Genomic DNA, 17,314 nt, shown 5'->3' on the forward strand with positions numbered 1-17,314 from the left:
CGGCTCACAGCCATACGGCTAGCCCGGCGTTAGACTGTTCACGTTATGAATCGCACAATGTTTAAGTCCAAAATCCACCGCGCCACTGTCACGCACGCGGACCTCCACTACGTGGGTTCCGTCACTGTAGACCTGGACCTGCTGGACGCTGCCGACATCATGCCTGGCGAGCTCGTGGCCATTGTGGACGTCACCAACGGCGCCCGCCTTGAGACCTATACCATCGCCGGCGAGCGCGGTTCCGGCGTCATCGGGATCAACGGCGCCGCCGCGCACCTGATGCACGAGAACGACCTCGTCATTCTGATCACCTACGCCCAGATGACCACGGATGAGGCCAAGGCCTACACGCCCAAAGTGGTCCACGTGGACAAGGACAACAAGATTGTCCAGATCGGCAACGATCCCGCGGAGGGCCACACTGCCGGTCTCATGCGCCCGCCGTTCGCGCTGAACAACGCCACGTGCAGCTGAGGCCGCAGGACTTCGCGTAACAGGCCGCCCGAATAGCGAGATCCCTGCCACAAGCTCATCCTTCGCCGAATAAATCTGATTAGGCTGGGATGGTGGACGCCACCCCCTGTAAACCCCAGCCTTCAGAGACGCCCGGATGCTAGGCGTCCTGGCGGGCTTTTTCGTCGTCTGGTGCATCATCCTGGTGGGCATGTTCGTCGGCAGGAGAGGCATCCTCGGTGAGAACGCACGCCAGGTCCTGAGCGGGCTGACCTTCTTTGTGGCCAGCCCCGCCCTGCTTTTCGAGACGCTCAGCAAGGCCCGGCTCCACGACGTCTTCGCCGCTCCCCTGCTGGTGACGGCGGTGGGGGCCGTGGCCACTGCAGCCCTGTTCTTCATCATTGTCAGGTTCCTGCTCAAGCGCAGCGTGCCCGAATCGCTCATGTCGTCCATGAGCGCCTCCCTGGCGAACTCCGCCAACCTCGGCATTCCGATCGCCGTCTACGTCCTCGGCGACGCCAGCTATGTGGCTCCCCTGCTGATCTTCCAGCTGGCGTTCTTCACGCCGCTGTTCCTCATGGCCCTCGACTCCACCACGAGCTCGCACCGCACCACCCCGCTCCGCTTCGTCCTGATGATCCTCAAAAACCCGATGATCGTGGGCTCCGCACTTGGCCTGACGGTGGCCGGAACCGGCTGGCAGGTCCCGGCGCTGGTCCTGCAACCCATCCACCTGATCGGCGGCGCCGCCATTCCGGCCATGCTGATGGCGTTCGGCATGAGCCTGAACGGTTCCAGGCCGCTCCAGGCGGCTCAAGGACGGCGGGTTGACGCCCTGCTTGCGAGCGCCTTCAAGCTCGTCGTCCACCCGGCGATCGCCTACATTTTTGCCCGCTTCGCCCTGGGACTCGAGGGCCAGGCGCTGTTCGCCGTCGTGGTGACCTCTGCCCTGCCCACCGCCCAGAACGTCTTCGTGGCGGCCAGCCGGTACAAAACCGGCCTCACGGTCGCCAAGGACACCGTGCTCGTCACCACCGTCGTAGCCGTCCCCGCCATGATCGGCGTGGCCCTGCTCCTGGCGTGAGAACCCACCCCGATTCGGAGGAACCGTGAACCCAACCCTGGACACCGTAGTCATCGGAGGCGGCGCCATGGGCTCCGCTGCGGCGTGGGCGCTGGCCCGGCGCGGGCGGGACGTGACCCTGCTGGAGCAGTTCGGCCCGGGGCACCGCATCGGGGCCTCGCACGGGGCCACGCGGAACCTCAGCCTGGCCTATTCAGAGCCGGAGTACGTCGCCATGCTGGCCGAGGCGCTCAAGCTCTGGGGTGAGCTCGAAAACGAGAGCGGGGAGCAGCTGCTGGCGCGCACCGGCGTCGTAAACCACGGCCCCGACCCCCGGCTCAGCGATATTCACGCGGCGCTGGCCGGCGCCGGGCTGCAGGCGGATTTTGTGCCGCTGGCCGAGGCCGGCGAGCGCTGGCGGGGCATCCGGTTTGATCAGCAGGTCCTGTACATGCCTGACGGCGGGCAGCTCAATCCGGAAGCGGCGCTGCCGGCCCTCCAGCGCCTGGCCGCCGCAAACGGGGCCGCGATCCGCCACCATGCGGCGGTTCTGGAACTCAAGATTCTCGACGACGGCGTGCGGCTCACCGTGGACGACGGCGGCCGCACCGAGGTGCTGACAGCCCGCCAGGCGGTGGTCACCGCCGGCGGCTGGACGTCCAAGCTGCTCGCGGGCACGGTGGCCGTGCCGAGGCTCACCGTGACCCAGGAGCAGCCTGCGCACTTCGGCGTTTCCGACGGCGGCGCCGCCTGGCCCGGATTCAACCACTTCCCGGGGTCCGGGGAGGGCTACGCCGGCTGGTACTCGCCCGTCTACGGCATGCTCACCCCGGGCGAGGGCGTCAAGGCGGGATGGCACGGCGTGGGGCCGGTGGTGGACCCGGACCGCCGCTCGTTCCAGCCCGAACCCCGGCAGCGGGCCGCACTCCAGCGCTACGCCCGGGACTGGCTGCCCGGCGTTGATGCCGACGACATGGCGGACATCAGCTGCACCTACACCACCGCCGCGGACCACAACTTCGTGCTGGACCGCATCGGACCGGTGGTCATCGGCGCGGGCTTCGCCGGCCATGGCTTCAAGTTCACGCCGGTGGTGGGCAGGATCCTGGCCGACCTCGCCGCCGGGGACGGTCCGGCCCCGGCCATGTTCTCCGCCACCCGCGCAGGACTCCGCTAGCGCGTAGCAGCCGGAACACCCTGCGCGCGTCCCGGACCTACGCCCGCTGGTGCTGTTCCAGGAGCCGGGCACAGCGGATGAAGCCGAGGTGCGAGTAGGCCTGCGGGTGGTTGCCCAGATGGGTCTCGGTGCCCGGATCGTACTCCTCCGGCAGCAGCCCCGTCGGTCCGAACAGGTTGACCAACTGGTCGAACAGGTCCCAGGCCTCCGCGATGCGGCCCACCGCCACGTACGCCTCAATCAGCCACGTGGTGCAGATGTGGAAGCCGCCCTCCAGGCCCGGCAGGCCGTCGTCGTACCGGTACCGGAAAACGGTGGGACCGACGCGGAGCTCCCGCTCCACGGCGGTGACGGTGTCCAGGAACCGCTGGTCGTTGACGTCGAGCAGGCCGGACAGCCCGATGTGCAGGACCGCCGCGTCCAGGTCGGGGCTGTCGTAGGCCACGGTGTAGGACGAGGCGGTGTCGTCCCAGCCCTCGCGGAGCACCTCGTCCCGGATAATGGTGGCCATGGGAGCCCAGGACGGTTCGGGATCCCGGCCGAGCCGGGCGGCGGTGCGGAGAGCCCGGTCCAGCGTGACCCAGCACATCACCTTGGTGTAGACATGGTGCCGCGGTGCGCGGCGCGCCTCCCAGATGCCGTGGTCGGCCTCATGCCAGCGCGCCAGCACGGCACTCGCCATCTGCACCATCAGGTCCCAGTGCGCGGGCGCCAGGGATCCCTGCGACGTGCTCAGCGCATGGATCAGTTCTGCGATGGGACCGAACACGTCCAGCTGGACCTGGTGGTCCGCGGCGTTACCGATCCGCACCGGCCGCGAGCCCGCATACCCGGGCAGGCTTTCGATGATGGCCTCCGTGGAGAGCGGCGCGCCGGTGACCGAGTAGAGCGGATGCAGCCACTCCGGGCCCGGCGCATTCGCCAGGATCCGGCTCAGCCAGCCGAGGAATCCCTCAGCCTCCGCCGTGGACCCCAGGTCCACCAGCGCGTTGACCGTCATGGATCCGTCCCGCAGCCAGCAGTAGCGGTAGTCCCAGTTGCGGGTGCCGCCGATTCCCTCGGGCAGCGAGGTGGTGGGCGCCGCGAGCACGGCGCCGGTGGGCTCGTGCACCAGCGCGCGCAGCACCAGGGCCGAGCGCCGCACCAGGGAGGGCTTCACGGACGGCAGCACCAGGCCCTGCACCCAGCGGCGGGAATGATGCGCGACGGCGGAACGGCGGTCCGCCTCGTCCGTTCCGTGCGAGTGACGGGACTCCGTGTCACCGCACCGCAGATTAAGGACCACCGGGCCGTTCTTCAGGTTGACGTCGGCTGTCGCCGTAGCGTGCCGCCCGTCGGAGGTGATGGCGAAGCTGACGCCGGGGGCCAGCAGGACGATGGGATCGGAGGTGCCGACGACGTGCAGCTCGTTGCCGCGGGCTTCCATGCTAAACGGTGCGTTGGCGTAGTCGGGCCGGGGTGCGAACACGATCCGCGCCGCCCCTGTTCCGGACAGCACGCGGACCAGGCTGGTGATCCCGTCAGGGGCAGGCTCGAGGTAGTCCGTCACCGTGACGTCCGCCCAGCGGGTCTCCACGATCATGGTGCTGTCCACGTACCTCTGGCCGAGCACCTGCGAGGCCTTGACCGGTTCCACCGAGAAATGGCCCGCGGCATCCCCGCCCAGGATATGCGCGAAGAGCGAGCCCGAGTCCGGCAGGGGATGGCTCATCCAGCAGATCTTGGCCTCGGGTGTCAGCAGCGCCGTGGAGGAGCCGTTGCCGATCATGGAGTGCCGCTCCAGCCCTACGGCATCCTCGCCGAACAGCCAGGCGCGCCGCAGTTCAAACAGGATTGCCAGCACCCGGGCAAACGACTCGGGGTCCTTCAGCCGGTGCTTTGCCTGGCTCGGCTGGTTGCCGACCCACAGCCCCATGTCCGGGCCCCGGAGGGTGGCCATGGCGAGTTCGTCGCTGAGGGCGTCCCCGGCGTACAGCGCCGCGCTGACCCCGAGCCTTGACCGGAGGTGTTCAAGGGCGGGGGCTTTGGAGGGCTCCACCACGGACAGGTCCAGCACCGATCCGTCCACGATGAAGAACAGTCCCAGGGCACGGGCCACCTCCTCGGCCTTCTTCGCCGTCTTGGCGGTAATCGCCGCGGACGCCGGCCGGGTGTGCACCGAAACCGCCACCGGCTTCCGCTCGATGCTGATCCCCTTGTAGGCGCCCACGGATTCGATCAGGGCCTGGTTGGCCTGCTGCAGCACGGATTCGGTGGCCAGGGACAGCCCGTGGGCGAATCCCATGTCGAATTCGGCTCCGTGCGAGCCCACCAGATGCACCTCGGCGGGCAGCCTGGACACTGCCGCCAGATCGCGCAACGACCTCCCGGAGATGACCGCCGCATGCGTATTCGGCAGCGCGGCCAGGGCACGCAGCGCTATGGCGGCGCTGCCCAACGGCAGCGTTTCGGTGGAAATCCCCTCCGCGGCGCACAGGGTACCGCCGTAATTGCAGGCCACCAGGAGGGTTGGTGTGCGGGCCAGGATCTTCAGTTCGGCGAGCAGCTGGGGGGTCAGGCCGTCGTCGGCGGCTTCCGACTGGACGAAGGCCCTCAGCAGGCCCAGGGGCAGGGACTTTGTCAGCAGCGCAGAATCGGCCACGGTCTGGTTGAGCGGAGTAGGCACAGGCGACGTCCTTCGGATAATCCCCAATGATGCGCGAGAAAAGTCCGGCGAGGGACTTACCCCCAGTTTCCTGTGCCGTCGTTACATCAGAATAGCCCCGGCGTTGCGGGAATGTAACGCTGTTGAAAATCACCGCGCCAGGAACGTCAGCACGGACAGAAAGATCCGCCCGGGCCACAGCGAACGTGACCCGGGCGGACCGGAAATTTCTTGGTGCAGGTGCCTGAAGCTAGCAGGCGGGCGAATCGAACTCGTAGGCGCCCGAATCAGCAGCCGCGGTTCCCGCGCAGTCGCCGTTCATGGTGGCGGGAGCGCCGGCCAGGTCGAGCGTATAGGCGGTGGTCCCGGCCCGGTCGATCGCCGGGCTGGTGCTGGTCAGGTGGAAGTCGGTCGGTGCGCTGACGAATCCTGCCGGCGCCTTGGTAGACGTGCTGTTTGGCGTGATGTTCGTCGGGCCGTTGAGGACGTTCTGCTTCTCGGTCCAGCCGGAACCGTTCATGTACAGGGCGTTCTTGACCCCGACGAGGATGTTGGCCCGGACCACGGTTGAGGACGGGCAGGTCGCGTGGCAAACAACAGCCTCGGACACCGAGCCGGTCAGATACACCGTATTGAACTCGAAGACCGTGCCGTTGGTGGGGCCGAAGGAAGTTCCGGTTCCGCGGGCGATCAGCCCCTTGGCCTCGGAGCAGCTGGCTCCGCAGGTTGAGCGGACCAGGTTGTAGCGGTACATGTTGCCGTCCGCAGTACCGGAGGACTTCCCAAGCTCGGAGAAGTTGTTATTGTCCACGGACACATTGTGGTGAATGTTGTTGCGGTTGCCGTTGTAGATTTCGAAGGCGCCGCCGTCCTGGTTGAAGTCGTAGGACTTCCCTGTGGAACCGCTGACGGTATTGCCGGAAAACTCATTGTCGTTGCCGTTGATCAGCACGCCAAAGGCACCGGAGTCGTCGCTGCAGTTCACCGCGGACGCTGTTCCACAATTCGTGCCGGGGGTATTCACATTCATGACGTTATTGTTTGTCAGTGAATTCCCCGTGTACTTGCCGAAATCGGAGCCGGCGCCGATCTTGAGGCCGACGGCGTTGTTGGAGGCACTGGAGTTCCGCACAACGTCGCGGTCCCCGGTGAGACTGAATCCCGCGTAACCGCAGGCGACGGCACGCAGGCCGTCAACCGTGGTGTAGCTTCCGTTGATCCTGATGCAGTTGCCCGACTTGCCGCCGGTCACCGTGGGGGCGTTCCCGGTTCCATAACTGTTCAGGGTGATCGGTGCCGCGGAGGTGCCGCTCTGGGCGGTCACGATGCCCCCGGTCCAGGTGTCGCCCTTGCGGAAACTGACGGTGTCTCCGGGCTTGAGGACGGCCTGGCCGACCTTCGTCAGGGACTTCCAGGGGGCCGCGCTGGACGTGCCCGCGTTGCTGTCACTGCCTGCGGCACTAACGTAGTAGGTGGTGCCCGCGGCCGAGGCCGGGGCGGAGAAGCCTGCAACCAGCCCGCTGACCATGAGGAATGTCATGAGTGCGGCTGCAACGGTGGATTTGATCTTCATAATTTCTACCTGGGTCTGATTGTGAACGGAGCTGAGCGCATTCCATCCGGTGGATTTCTGAATCAGGCGCGCCGAAAAACCTCAACCGCACGCGGTTGAGGTTGTCAGGTGTAGTGATCTTGACGTCGCTACATTGGACCAGCTAGCCACAGCATCTGCACTTGCTTTTGCAGAAGCTTTAAAGCACCCGGAATTGCGGGCGGGGTAACGCCCATTACCGAAGCAAATTGAGACCTTGCGATGTTAACGCTAAGTTCTGCCCGGCGTAGAAGTCAAAAGATATCGGTTGAATGGCGCTAATTTGAGCCCGTATTAACCCGGTGCACATTCCTACCCAGTGCACCCTGACCTGCAGGTTTATGCCTCGGATGCCGCGCGCGGAGGCCCTAAAAAATATTTCTATTGGAGGGCTAAACGCGCGCCAGGCCAGCAACCTCGGCCAGTAATTCCACCGACCGGAGACGCGATTCCGTCGCTGTGCTCTGGTGAGCCACGATGAGCTCGTCGGCGTCGGCGTGCTTGGCGAACCCGTCCACGTACTCCATCACGGCGTCCGGCGTTCCCACCGCCGAATACTTCATCATCTGGGACACGTGCTGCCCCTGCGGGGAATCGAGGACCATGTCGGCTTCGTCGTCCGTGAATTCCCTCCCGCCACCGAAAAACAGCGAGACGCGGGCGCGCAGCGTGGCCCGGAACATGTCCTGTGCTTCCGGTGCCGAATCGGCGGCGATCACGTTCACACCGGCGATGACGTGCGGCGTGGCCTGCTGCTCGGACGGCTGGAATTCCCGGCGGTAGATGGCCACGGCGTCCTGCAGCGCATTCGGCGCGAAGTGGGAGGCGAAGGCGAAGGGCAGGCCCAGCTGCGCGGCCAGCCGTGCCCCAAACAGCGAGGACCCCAGGATGTAGAGGGGCACGTTGGTGCCCTTGCCCGGCGTTGCCTCGACACCCTGGATGCGCGTGGGGCCGCTCAGGTATCCCTGCAGTTCCAGGACGTCCTGCGGGAAGGTCTCCGCCGACTGGGGATCCCGGCGGAGCGCCCGCATGGTGTTCTGGTCGCTGCCCGGGGCACGGCCAAGCCCCAGGTCGATGCGTCCCGGATGCAGGGTAGCCAGCGTCCCGAACTGTTCGGCAATGGTGAGCGGCGAATGGTTGGGGAGCATCACCCCGCCCGCCCCGAGCCGGATGGTCTCCGTCTTCGCCGCGACGTGCGCAATCAGGACGCTCGTGGCAGAGGACGCGATCGAGGACATGTTGTGGTGTTCGGCGTACCAGACCCGCCGGTAACCGAGTTTCTCCGCAAGCTGGGCCATGGCGACGCTGCCGGCAAAGCTCTCCGCCGCTGTCTGGCCCTTGCCGATGGTCGCAAGGTCAAGGATGGAGAGGGGAACAGTCACGGTGGAGCCGGCCTTTCGTTGCGGGGCATGGCGGGCCGGGACCGTAAATGGTCCCCGGCACGCTTTTGACAACGACGGCGGCTCCCGGCTTATTTCTGCGGGGCCGGGTGACGCTGTCCACACTTTCACCACGTGTTCCCTGCCGCCGGGCGGCAGGCCGCCGCTAAGCTTGCGGCATGGCCAACAAATCCACTGCAGATAAAGTCGCCACAATCCAAAAAGGCTATGTCCTGGAGGGCACCACCATCGAGCTGGGAGCCGCCATCGTCGACGGCGAACTCCACAAGGACGCCCCGGTCCGGCTCCCGCTGTCCATGATGAACCGGCACGGGCTCGTGGCGGGCGCCACGGGCACGGGCAAGACCGTCACGCTGCACATGATGGCCGAGCAGCTTTCCACCGCGGGCGTGCCGGTCTTCCTGGCCGACATCAAGGGCGATCTGTCCGGCCTCGCCACCGCCGCCCCCGGGAATGAAAAACTGACCGCGCGCACCGAAAGCATCGGCCAGCAGTGGGCCGGCAAGACGTTTCCCGTGGAGTTCCTGGCCCTCGGAGCGGACGGCAACGGCGTCCCTGTACGGGCCACCATCACGTCCTTTGGGCCCATCCTGCTTTCCCGGATCATGGAGCTCAACGACACCCAGGAGTCCAGCCTCCAGCTGGTGTTCCATTTCGCCGACAAGAACAACCTCGAACTGATCGACCTGAAGGATCTCCGCTCCGTCATCCAGTTCCTCACGTCGGATGAGGGCAAGGAGCCGCTCAAGGAGCTGGGCGGCCTGTCCAAGGCCACTGCCGGCGTCATCCTCCGCGAGCTGGTGACCCTCGAGGCGCAGGGCATGGAGCGCTTCTTCGGCGAGCCCGAGTTCGACACCGCGGAGCTCCTCCGCACGGCCCCCGATGGGCGCGGCGTCATCAGCTGCCTCGAGCTCCCCACCCTGCAGACCAAGCCCATGGTCTTCTCCACCTTCCTGATGTGGCTGCTGGCGGACCTCTTTGAAGACCTGCCCGAGGCCGGCGACCTCGACAAGCCCAAGCTCGTGTTCTTCCTCGACGAGGCCCACCTGCTGTTCAATGACGCGTCAAAGGCCTTCCTGGAAGCCATCACCACCACGGTCCGGCTCATCCGTTCCAAGGGCGTGGGCATCTTCTTTGTCACGCAGACACCGAAGGATGTTCCCGCCGACGTCCTCGGCCAGCTCGCCAACCGCATACAGCACGCACTGAGGGCGTTCACGCCGGAGGACGCCAAAGCGCTCAAGGCCACCGTCTCCACGTTCCCGATCAGCGACTACGACCTCGAGGAGACACTCACCTCCGCCGGCATTGGCGAGGCGGTGGTCACCGTGATGAACGAGAAGGGCGCGCCCACGCCCGTGGCGTTGACCCGCCTGCGCGCACCGGAGTCCCTCATGGGCCCCAGCGCCGATGAGCTGATCAAGGGCACGGTGGCGCACTCGGCGTTGCTCACCAAGTACGGCACCGCCGTGGACAACATCTCCGCGTACGAGAAACTTTCCGGCAAGTCCGCCGCCTCCACGGGCGCCGCAGCACCGGGCCAGCCTCCGGTTCCCTCCGCAGGCGTTTTCGTTCCCGGCAGCCTGGACACGCAGGCAGTCGACGCCGATGCCCGCCGCATCGAAGAGGAGATCCTGGGACGGCCCAGCAGCAGGCCCACACCCGGGCGGCGCGAGCCGTCCGCGCCCGCGCCGCGCTCCGCTCCCCCTGCCGGCGGCGGCATGATGGAGGACATCACCGGCGCCCTGGGCGGGGCCCTCGGCGGAGGGCTGAAGAGCATGGTCCGGTCAATGGGAACCCAGCTGGGCAGGGAACTCCTCCGGGGCGTTTTCGGCACCTCGTCCCGGCGCCGCCGCTAGCGCCGCTGCCCGCCCGGCCGGGCGGTGACACCCCGCCGTCGGGCGTTTTTTCGCGCCCTCCCGGCGTCATGGCGGCGCCCCTTACTCCTGTGTTCGCGGCACTAGCAGGTAACGTAAGGTGCGTGCAGATGAGTCAAGCGTTGGTGAGGACCGCGGCCGGGTGGCTGTTGGGCCTGATGCTTGCCGTGGTCGGAGCCATCGTTTCGGTCAACCTTGTGAACAACTCGGTGGCCAGTCCGCAGCAGCCAATACGCGAATATCTCGAGGCCCTGCAGAAGGGTGAGGGCGAGCGCGCCCTGGGCCTGCTCCGCGCTTCCGTGCCGGACGCCGACCCCGCCATGCTCGACGGCACGGCGCTGCAGACGTCCGCCTCACGCATCACGAACGTGAAGCTCGGCGACGCCGTAGCGCGCACCGGCAACCGGGTCATGGTGCCCATGGACTACACCATCGACGGAAGCCAGCTGCACACCGAGTTCCTGCTCGAAAGCACCGGCACTGAATGGCTGTTCTTCCACAAATGGGCATTCGTGCCCGCACCGCTGCCCACGGTGGACGTCACTGTGGTGAACTCCACCGAGGCCACAGTCAACGGTGTGCCGGTGAACATGCCCGGCGGCCGCAACTCATTCGCCGTGTTCTACCCCGGCGAGTACCAGGCCTCCTTGAACGGCCAGTTCTTCTCGGCGCCGGCCACCAGCGCCACCGTATCCGGGCGGGACTCCCCCACGGCACCGCTGAACCTCCTGACCCAGGCAACGGATGAGCTGAACCAAGCCGTGTCCACCCGGGTCAAGGAATTCCTTGACAAGTGCGCCGCGGAGGCAGACAAGCAGCAAAGGCTTCAGCCTGACTGCCCGTTCTACCACGCCACCAACAACCGGGTGGTGGACGGGACCATCAAGTGGAGCATCACCGAGTACCCGAAGATCAGCATTGAACCGTTCGACGGCAAATGGGTGGTTGCACCGCTGGACGGCAAGGCCAAAATCACCGCACAGCAGGTGGACCTCTTTACCGGTGCGGTTTCGGCCCTGAACGTGGTCCACGACTTCAGCTTCACCACGCGCCTGGACATCGAGGGCGACACCATCAAGGTCACTCCGCTCCTGAGCTTCTAAGGCCGCCGACCCTGGCCTTGGCTGCCCGGAGTGGCCCAGTTTTCAGGCTCCCGCGACGGAAATCACTGCCCCTGCAGCCGGCTGGCGACTCCATAACCGGGCTGGTCCGGCTGCGGCCAGCGGAGCGAGCCGCGAGCCAGTTGTGGGCGCATTCCACCATCACCAGCGCTTCCAGGGGCGGCCGGCACAGGAGCGCGTGGAGCAGGACATCCGGGCTGCAGGACGCAACTGCCAGAGGGCGTACCTCGGGGCGGCCGAGGCGCATGTGAGCCGGCCCCGGGAACGTCCGGCGGCCACGAGTTCCGGGTCGGCTCCGGCGACGGCCAGCAGGCCCCGTTCCAGCCTGACCACGTCGCCGTGCCGGATGGCTCGGCGGAGGGCGGCCTCGGAGGAGCCCCTGGCCAGCACGTCCCGGGTGAGCAATACGTCGCCGGCCGATTTGAGGATGTCCGTTGGGTCCATAAGCCCACAATGTCCGCCACCCCGGCCCGCGCACAGGCCAAACTGGGCTATGTGGACAAGCCCGGCGCCGGCGCCGTGCGCAACTGGCCCGGCTTTGACCCCGGCAGCAACGGAAATGGCCCGGAATTCAACCCTCGGGGGTCGAAAACCGGGCCACTTAAGCATGCGTGAAGAGGGGTAGGGACCTTAGTCCATGCCGCGGAGGTCCAGCACCAGCTCGGTGTCGCCGTCCGCCTGCAGCACCACCGGGATGCCCCAGTCCTGCTGGTACAGGTGGCACGCCGCGTGGTCGGGGATCTCCCCGTCCTCGGTTTCCGGGCCGTCGCAGGCTGCCGCGCGGGCCGTTATGTGCAGCACGCCCTCGGGAACGTCGGAGGACAGCTCCAGAGTGCGGAGCAGACCTACGGAGGTTCCGCCGCCGGACACCAGCAGCTCGGGCGGGGTGGAGGAGATCTTCAGCTGCGTGGGGTCGCCCCAGCGGTCGTCGAGCTTCTGGCCGGTCGGCGCCGTGAAGCGGACGGTCAGTTCCAGCGGCCCCGCGGCCACAGGACTCTTGGGCCGGTGCGTCTGCACCGCGCCTTCGTCCACCTGCTGGGCTTCCTTCGGAATAGGCACGTAGACCAGCTGGTGCTTGTTGGCCTCCACCACCACCAGCAGCGGCTCGGAGCCGGCCACCTGGGTGTGGTCCACAATGACATCGGAAGGCTCGGACAGGCCGCGTGCCAGCGTGGACACGGTGCGCGTGGCGGGGTCGTAGCGGCGCACCGCCCCGTTATAGGTGTCGGCGATGGCCACGGAGCCGTCCGGCAGCACCGTCACGCCCAGCGGGTGCTGCAGGCGCGCCTCGGAAGCCTCGCCGTCGCGGAAGCCGAAGTCGAAGAGTCCTTTGCCCACGGCGGATTCAACGGTGACCGTGCCGTCGTCGTCAATCACGAGTTTGCGGAGCGCGGAGGTTTCCGAGTCCGCCACCCAGACGTTGCCGTCGGCATCCTCGGCGAGGCCGGAAGGCTGCGCGAACCATGCCTCGTGGGCCGGGCCGTCCAAGAGGCCCTCCAGGCCGTTGCCGGCGATGATCGACACGGCCCCGTTCAGCGGATCCAGGCTGAAGATCTGGTGCACGCCGGCCATGGCAACCACCACGGCGTTGAGCTTGGCGGACCACACCACGTCCCAGGGCGAGCTGAGGGAAACCTCCAGCGGTTGCTCGCTGAGGCGGCCGGTAAAGCCGGCGGCGTCCTCGTCCACGCGGGCCGGGCCGGTCTCCAGCAGCCGCTGCACGCCGTTGCCAGCGAGTGTAGTGACGGTGCCCTCCGCGAGCGACAGTCCACGGAGGCGGTGGTTGACGGAGTCGGCAATCACGACGTCGTAGCCCGTCTTCGCTGCCACGTCTTCCGGCAGCAGGACAAGGCCTTGCGGCTCGTTGAACTGCACGGTCGGCTCGACGGAGTCCTGTGCAGCGCCGGGGCCGTCGGCGTAGCCCTTGGTCGCGGAGCCGTAGGTGCGCAGCACGGTGTGGAAATCGGTGTCCAGCTCCACCAGGCGGTGGTGGCCGGTATCGGTGACCAGCCAGGATCCGGCGGCGGCAGCACCGCCGTCGGGCTGTCCGGCAATGGAGCCCCGCCCCGCCGGCAGGTAGAGGGCCTTCCCCGGGAAGCGCAGCGTGCCCGACGTCGGCTCCGGCGCCACATAAGGGCCGTTGCCGCGGTGCAGGGTCCCCTTCGCCTCATGTTCGGCGATGAGTTCCGGGATGAGCACGGCGAGGCCGTCCGCGTGGCCTTCTCCGGAGAGGTGGGCCACGATGTAGCCCTCGGGGTCGATGACCACCAGCGTGGGCCAGGCGCGGGCCGTGTAGGCCTTCCAGGTGTCCAGCTCGGGGTCGTCCAGGACCGGGTGGTGGATCTCGTAGCGCTCAACGGCGGCCGCAAGGGCCACGGGATCGGCCTCGTGCTCGAACTTCGGCGAGTGCACGCCCACCGTGACCAGGACGTCGGAGTACTTTTCCTCCAGCGGGCGGAGCTCATCCAGCACGTGCAGGCAGTTGATGCAGCAGAAGGTCCAGAAGTCCAGGAGGACAATCTTTCCGCGCAGGGCTTCCAGGTCCAGGGACTTGCCGCCGGTGTTCAGCCAGTTGCGGCCGACCAGTTCGGAGGCGCGGACCCGGTGGTGGGTGCGTACGGTTTCGCTCATCAGCGTCCTTCCAGCTTTGAGTCACGTTCAGCCAGCTTGGCGTCGCGTTCAGCCAATTTGGCAAACATATCGTTGTAAGCGGTGAGATCGGCGTCGTTATTCCTGTCCGCGGCCCGGTCGGTGCGGCGGGTCTCGCGTTCATCGGACCTGGACCACATGATGGCGACGCCGATTGCCACCAGCAGGGTCGGGATTTCGCCGATGCCCCAGGCCACGGCCCCGCCCATTTGCTGGTCCAGGAGCGCGGACGGTCCCCAGGCCCGGCCGAGGTTGCCGAAGTAGTCTGCGGCCAGCAGGTTGGTGCCACCCATGATGGCTACGCCGAAGAAGGCGTGGAAGCCCATGGTGGCCAGCAGCAGCACCAGACGCAGCGGGTACGGTGCCCGGAGCGGCAGCGGGTCGGTGCCGATCATGCTGAGCACGAAGATGTACCCGGTGAGCGCGAAGTGCAGGTTCATCAGCTCGTGGCCCACGTGCTCGCGCATCGCGAAGCCGAAGGCATCGGAGTAGTAGAACAGCACAATCGAGCCAGCGAAGTTGGCCGCCGCGAACAGCGGGTGCGTGACCAGCTGGGAGAACTTCGAGTGCACAAAGAGCAGCACCCATTCGCGGAGTCCGCGGGAGCCGTCGGTCCTGGCCGGGAGGGCGCGCAGGGCGAGCGTCACAGGGGCGCCGAGGACCAGGAAGAGCGGCGCCACCATGGTCAGCGCCATGTGGTCCACCATGTGCGCCGAGAACAGCACACGCCCGTAGACCGACGGCGGCCCGGAGGTTATGTAGGTCAGCACCAGCAGCCCGATCACCCAGTTGATGGACCTGAACCATGGCCATTTGTCGCCGCGGGCACGGACCTTGGCCACTCCGAGGAAGTAGGACACGAGCCCAAAGAGGGCCACAGCGATCCACAGCCAGTCGAGGCGCCACTCGGAGAGCCAGCGTGCCGGCGTCAGCTCCGGGGGCAGCTCGTAGCCGGACAGGATGAAGGCCGGAGAGGCGTTCGGAGCGTACGACGTCGGCTCGGGCGGCGCGGAGCGGCCCAGAGCTACGGCGATACCGGAGGTGGCTCCCATGATGAGCAGTTCCATGAGGATCAGCTGCCACAGCACGCGGCGCGAGGACATGGCTGCGCCCTTGCGTCCCAGCTGCGGAAGGATCCACTGCCGGTGCATGAAGCCGATGCCGCCGAGGACCACGGCGGCGGCAGTCTTCGCCAGGATCAGCTGGCCGTAGGGCGACCCGAAGAGGTCGGCCCAACTGGTCACCCGGACACTGGCGTTGATCACGCCCGAGGCGAAGACCAGCACGAACGCGAACCCCGCCAGGGAGGAGAAACGCCGGAGCGTCGGTTCGGTGATGTCGGCGGGGCCGCCGGGCTGGGATGCCTGGATGGCCTGCTTGCCGGCACCGTTCCGCGTGCCTGCCGAGTTCCGGGCGCCGGCCAGGATGCCGGAAAGCAGCGCGAGCATGATGATGCCGCCGACCCAGGCGCTGACGCCCACCAGGTGCAGGCCGAGGGAGTTGATGGCGCCCTCGTGGTCATTCGAGCTTGAGGAGTGCCCGATCAGAGCGGTCGGAACCAGGCCGATCAGCGCCAGCACCAGGGTTAGCGCCAAGCCTGTCAGGGATCGCACACCGAACAGGGCTGTGGTCACCACGGCGGCGATGATGGTGACGGCCAGCCAGGCCCGGCCGGTTTCAATGTCGGTCATGAAGTAGACCAGGGCCCTGGTGAATTCGGCGTCCCCGGAAATACCTTGCCCTGCCACGTCCGCGTAGGTGAGCACCAGCACGGCGATCGCTGACAGGGTCCAGGCCACACCGGCGGCCGCCGCGATGGCAAGGGCGCGGGCGAAGGCCGGGTGCTCGGGAGCGTCATGATCCTTGGTGCGCGAGCCGCCAAGCTTCCACGGCAGGATGCCCGCAGCGAATATGAGCCCGCCGATCACCGTGGCCAGCGAGATGTTGTGGATTGCCTTGCTGACAGGGAGGCCCCAGCGCACCAGTGCTCCGGGATCGGACACCTCGCGGGCCGCCGCAGCGCCGGAGAACAGCAACGCGGCCGCCAGCCCTAGGAAGAGGGCGGCCAGGCCGGCCAACTGCCAGGGCCGAGGAATACCGAGGGCGGCGTCAGCCTGGCTCTGAGTTCCCTGATCGGGCGCAGGCTGTGGGATACGGGATTTTGCTGCTGAGGGCACTTATCCATTGTCCGCTACCGCTGCCCGGGCGGCGAATCGGTGCTTACGGCGAATCGGGCCTTAAAAGCAGGAGGGGCGGCCACCGGGTGGTTGCCGCCCCGCCGGAGCTGTCGAGAAGACTACTTCTTGTTGGAGACAGCGGCCTTCAGCTTGGAGCCGGCGGTCAGCTTGACGCTGTGGCCTGCTGCGATCTGGATGGTTTCGCCGGTCTGCGGGTTGCGGCCAGTGCGGGCTGCGCGGTCGGTACGCTCAACTGCGAGCCAGCCCGGGATGGTGATCTTCTCGCCGGAGGCGACGGAAGATTCGAAAACCTCGAACAGTGCATCGAGCACGGAGTTGACGGCTGCCTGGCTGGTGCCGGCCTTGCCTGCTACCTCTGCAACAAGTTCACTACGGTTCTTAGCCATTTATGTCCTCCTGGACGCTTTGGATTTCTGGAGCCTGCACACGGCATGCGTACAAGCCACTGTTCGAAAACTTACCAGCTTGCACCCGTGAGGGGGGCAAATTCCGCGTGTTTCCGCGACTTTTTGACCTAAATCACCGAATTTTCGGGGGTTTTCCACCGAATTCCGCCCATAGCGGACGATGTTAAGGCCTCACTACGGTGAGGCCCGACGGCGGCGGCACGGTTTTCAGCGTGCGGCACCTCGTGCATCGGTTGAGCCACTAACCAGCTGGCCACGCCGGTTGAGCTTGCCGAAACGCGGCCGGCCGCTGGTTGAGACTGTCGAAACCGGCGGGCCGCGTTGGTTGGGCTTGCGCGAAACCGGCGGGCTGCGCCGGTTGGGGCGGGGCGGGGCGGGGCGGGGGTTAAATGCGGGAGAGCCCCAGCCGTGTGGTTGGGGCTCTCGACCGTGTAATGGTTGTCCGGCGGTGACCTACTCTCCCACACCCTCCCGGGTGCAGTACCATCGGCGCTGTGGGTCTTAGCTTCCGGGTTCGGAATGGGACCGGGCGTTTCCCCCACGCTATGACCGCCGTAACCCTTGCTCCCGTACCCTTTTGGGGGTTGGGAAATTTGTGGTTACAACATCCCTGCCCGGTGAAGGGGCAGGTGTGGTGTTGTTATGTAGTTGTTGGTTCCTGTGCAACAAACCGGTGGTGCGGGTTTGTTGGTTGGGAACCACATAGTGGACGCAAGCAGTCTTGTTTCTTCTTA

General features: G+C 66.7%; 12 protein-coding genes and 1 rRNA gene. 5 read left to right on the forward strand and 8 right to left on the reverse strand.

The features are described from left to right. Positions 1-57 precede the first annotated feature (57 nt). From panD to ABFP37_RS15555, 3 genes are all read left to right on the forward strand, one after another. Positions 58-474 carry an aspartate 1-decarboxylase gene (gene panD / locus ABFP37_RS15545; protein WP_347034092.1) on the forward strand — a complete coding sequence of 139 codons (417 nt, stop codon included), beginning with the start codon at positions 58-60 and terminating at the stop codon, positions 472-474. Positions 475-610: 136 nt separating this feature from the next. Then, a complete protein-coding gene (locus ABFP37_RS15550) occupies positions 611-1,537 on the forward strand; it encodes an AEC family transporter (protein ID WP_078026922.1) in 927 nt (308 codons plus the stop codon). 25 nt (positions 1,538-1,562) lie between these two features. Then, positions 1,563-2,693, forward strand: a complete 1,131-nt coding sequence (locus tag ABFP37_RS15555; RefSeq protein ID WP_078026921.1) for an FAD-dependent oxidoreductase — start codon at positions 1,563-1,565, stop codon at positions 2,691-2,693. 37 nt (positions 2,694-2,730) lie between these two features. Here the strand turns inward: ABFP37_RS15555 and ABFP37_RS15560 are convergent, their stop codons facing one another. The 3 genes from ABFP37_RS15560 to ABFP37_RS15570 form a co-directional block, all read right to left on the reverse strand. Then, entirely contained in the window at positions 2,731-5,358 is a 2,628-nt protein-coding gene (locus ABFP37_RS15560) for a bifunctional trehalose-phosphatase/glycoside hydrolase family 15 protein (protein WP_078026920.1), read from the reverse strand. Positions 5,359-5,587: 229 nt separating this feature from the next. Next, positions 5,588-6,910, reverse strand: a complete 1,323-nt coding sequence (locus ABFP37_RS15565) for a hypothetical protein (RefSeq protein WP_347034093.1) — start codon at positions 6,908-6,910, stop codon at positions 5,588-5,590. Positions 6,911-7,320: 410 nt separating this feature from the next. Next, positions 7,321-8,310, reverse strand: a complete 990-nt coding sequence (locus ABFP37_RS15570; protein ID WP_078026918.1) for an LLM class flavin-dependent oxidoreductase — start codon at positions 8,308-8,310, stop codon at positions 7,321-7,323. 176 nt (positions 8,311-8,486) lie between these two features. On the opposite strand from ABFP37_RS15570, the gene ABFP37_RS15575 reads away from it, so the two are divergent. Together ABFP37_RS15575 and ABFP37_RS15580 are read left to right on the forward strand one after the other, a co-directional pair. Then, positions 8,487-10,187, forward strand: coding sequence for a helicase HerA-like domain-containing protein (locus ABFP37_RS15575; RefSeq protein ID WP_078026917.1), 1,701 nt, complete (start codon positions 8,487-8,489; stop codon positions 10,185-10,187). Positions 10,188-10,315: 128 nt separating this feature from the next. Beyond that, positions 10,316-11,308, forward strand: a complete 993-nt coding sequence (locus ABFP37_RS15580; protein WP_185982367.1) for a hypothetical protein — start codon at positions 10,316-10,318, stop codon at positions 11,306-11,308. Positions 11,309-11,467: 159 nt separating this feature from the next. On the opposite strand, the gene ABFP37_RS15585 is transcribed toward ABFP37_RS15580, so the two are convergent. The 5 genes from ABFP37_RS15585 to rrf all read right to left on the reverse strand — a co-directional run bounded on the left by ABFP37_RS15585 (position 11,468) and on the right by rrf (position 17,137). Further along, complete coding sequence (locus ABFP37_RS15585; protein WP_347034094.1) at positions 11,468-11,770, reverse strand: type IV toxin-antitoxin system AbiEi family antitoxin domain-containing protein; 303 nt, start codon at positions 11,768-11,770, stop codon at positions 11,468-11,470. A gap of 186 nt (positions 11,771-11,956) precedes the next feature. Further along, on the reverse strand, positions 11,957-13,957 hold the full coding sequence (locus tag ABFP37_RS15590) for an NHL domain-containing thioredoxin family protein (protein WP_347034095.1): 2,001 nt from the start codon (positions 13,955-13,957) through the stop codon (positions 11,957-11,959). Continuing rightward, on the reverse strand, positions 13,957-16,152 hold the full coding sequence (locus ABFP37_RS15595; protein ID WP_347034096.1) for a cytochrome c oxidase assembly protein: 2,196 nt from the start codon (positions 16,150-16,152) through the stop codon (positions 13,957-13,959). Before ABFP37_RS15595 ends, ABFP37_RS15590 begins: the two co-directional genes overlap by 1 nt. A 119-nt stretch (positions 16,153-16,271) precedes the next feature. Then, positions 16,272-16,559: an HU family DNA-binding protein gene (locus tag ABFP37_RS15600; RefSeq protein ID WP_056625601.1), complete on the reverse strand. Its 288-nt coding sequence runs from the start codon at positions 16,557-16,559 to the stop codon at positions 16,272-16,274. 461 nt (positions 16,560-17,020) lie between these two features. Further along, positions 17,021-17,137 (reverse strand): 5S ribosomal RNA (gene rrf, locus ABFP37_RS15605). Positions 17,138-17,314: the final 177 nt, after the last annotated feature.

It is taken from the genome of Burkholderia sp. RS01, from assembly GCF_039748055.1.
GTDB lineage: Bacteria > Actinomycetota > Actinomycetes > Actinomycetales > Micrococcaceae > Arthrobacter.

Coding starts and splice junctions, on each gene's coding strand:
- panD (WP_347034092.1), top strand. CDS start 58: ATGTTTAAGTCCAAAATCCACCGCGCCACTGTCACGCACGCGGACCTC.
- ABFP37_RS15550 (WP_078026922.1), top strand. CDS start 611: ATGCTAGGCGTCCTGGCGGGCTTTTTCGTCGTCTGGTGCATCATCCTG.
- ABFP37_RS15565 (WP_347034093.1), bottom strand. CDS start 6,910: ATGAAGATCAAATCCACCGTTGCAGCCGCACTCATGACATTCCTCATG.
- ABFP37_RS15575 (WP_078026917.1), top strand. CDS start 8,487: ATGGCCAACAAATCCACTGCAGATAAAGTCGCCACAATCCAAAAAGGC.
- ABFP37_RS15580 (WP_185982367.1), top strand. CDS start 10,316: ATGAGTCAAGCGTTGGTGAGGACCGCGGCCGGGTGGCTGTTGGGCCTG.
- ABFP37_RS15585 (WP_347034094.1), bottom strand. CDS start 11,770: ATGGACCCAACGGACATCCTCAAATCGGCCGGCGACGTATTGCTCACC.
- ABFP37_RS15590 (WP_347034095.1), bottom strand. CDS start 13,957: ATGAGCGAAACCGTACGCACCCACCACCGGGTCCGCGCCTCCGAACTG.
- ABFP37_RS15600 (WP_056625601.1), bottom strand. CDS start 16,559: ATGGCTAAGAACCGTAGTGAACTTGTTGCAGAGGTAGCAGGCAAGGCC.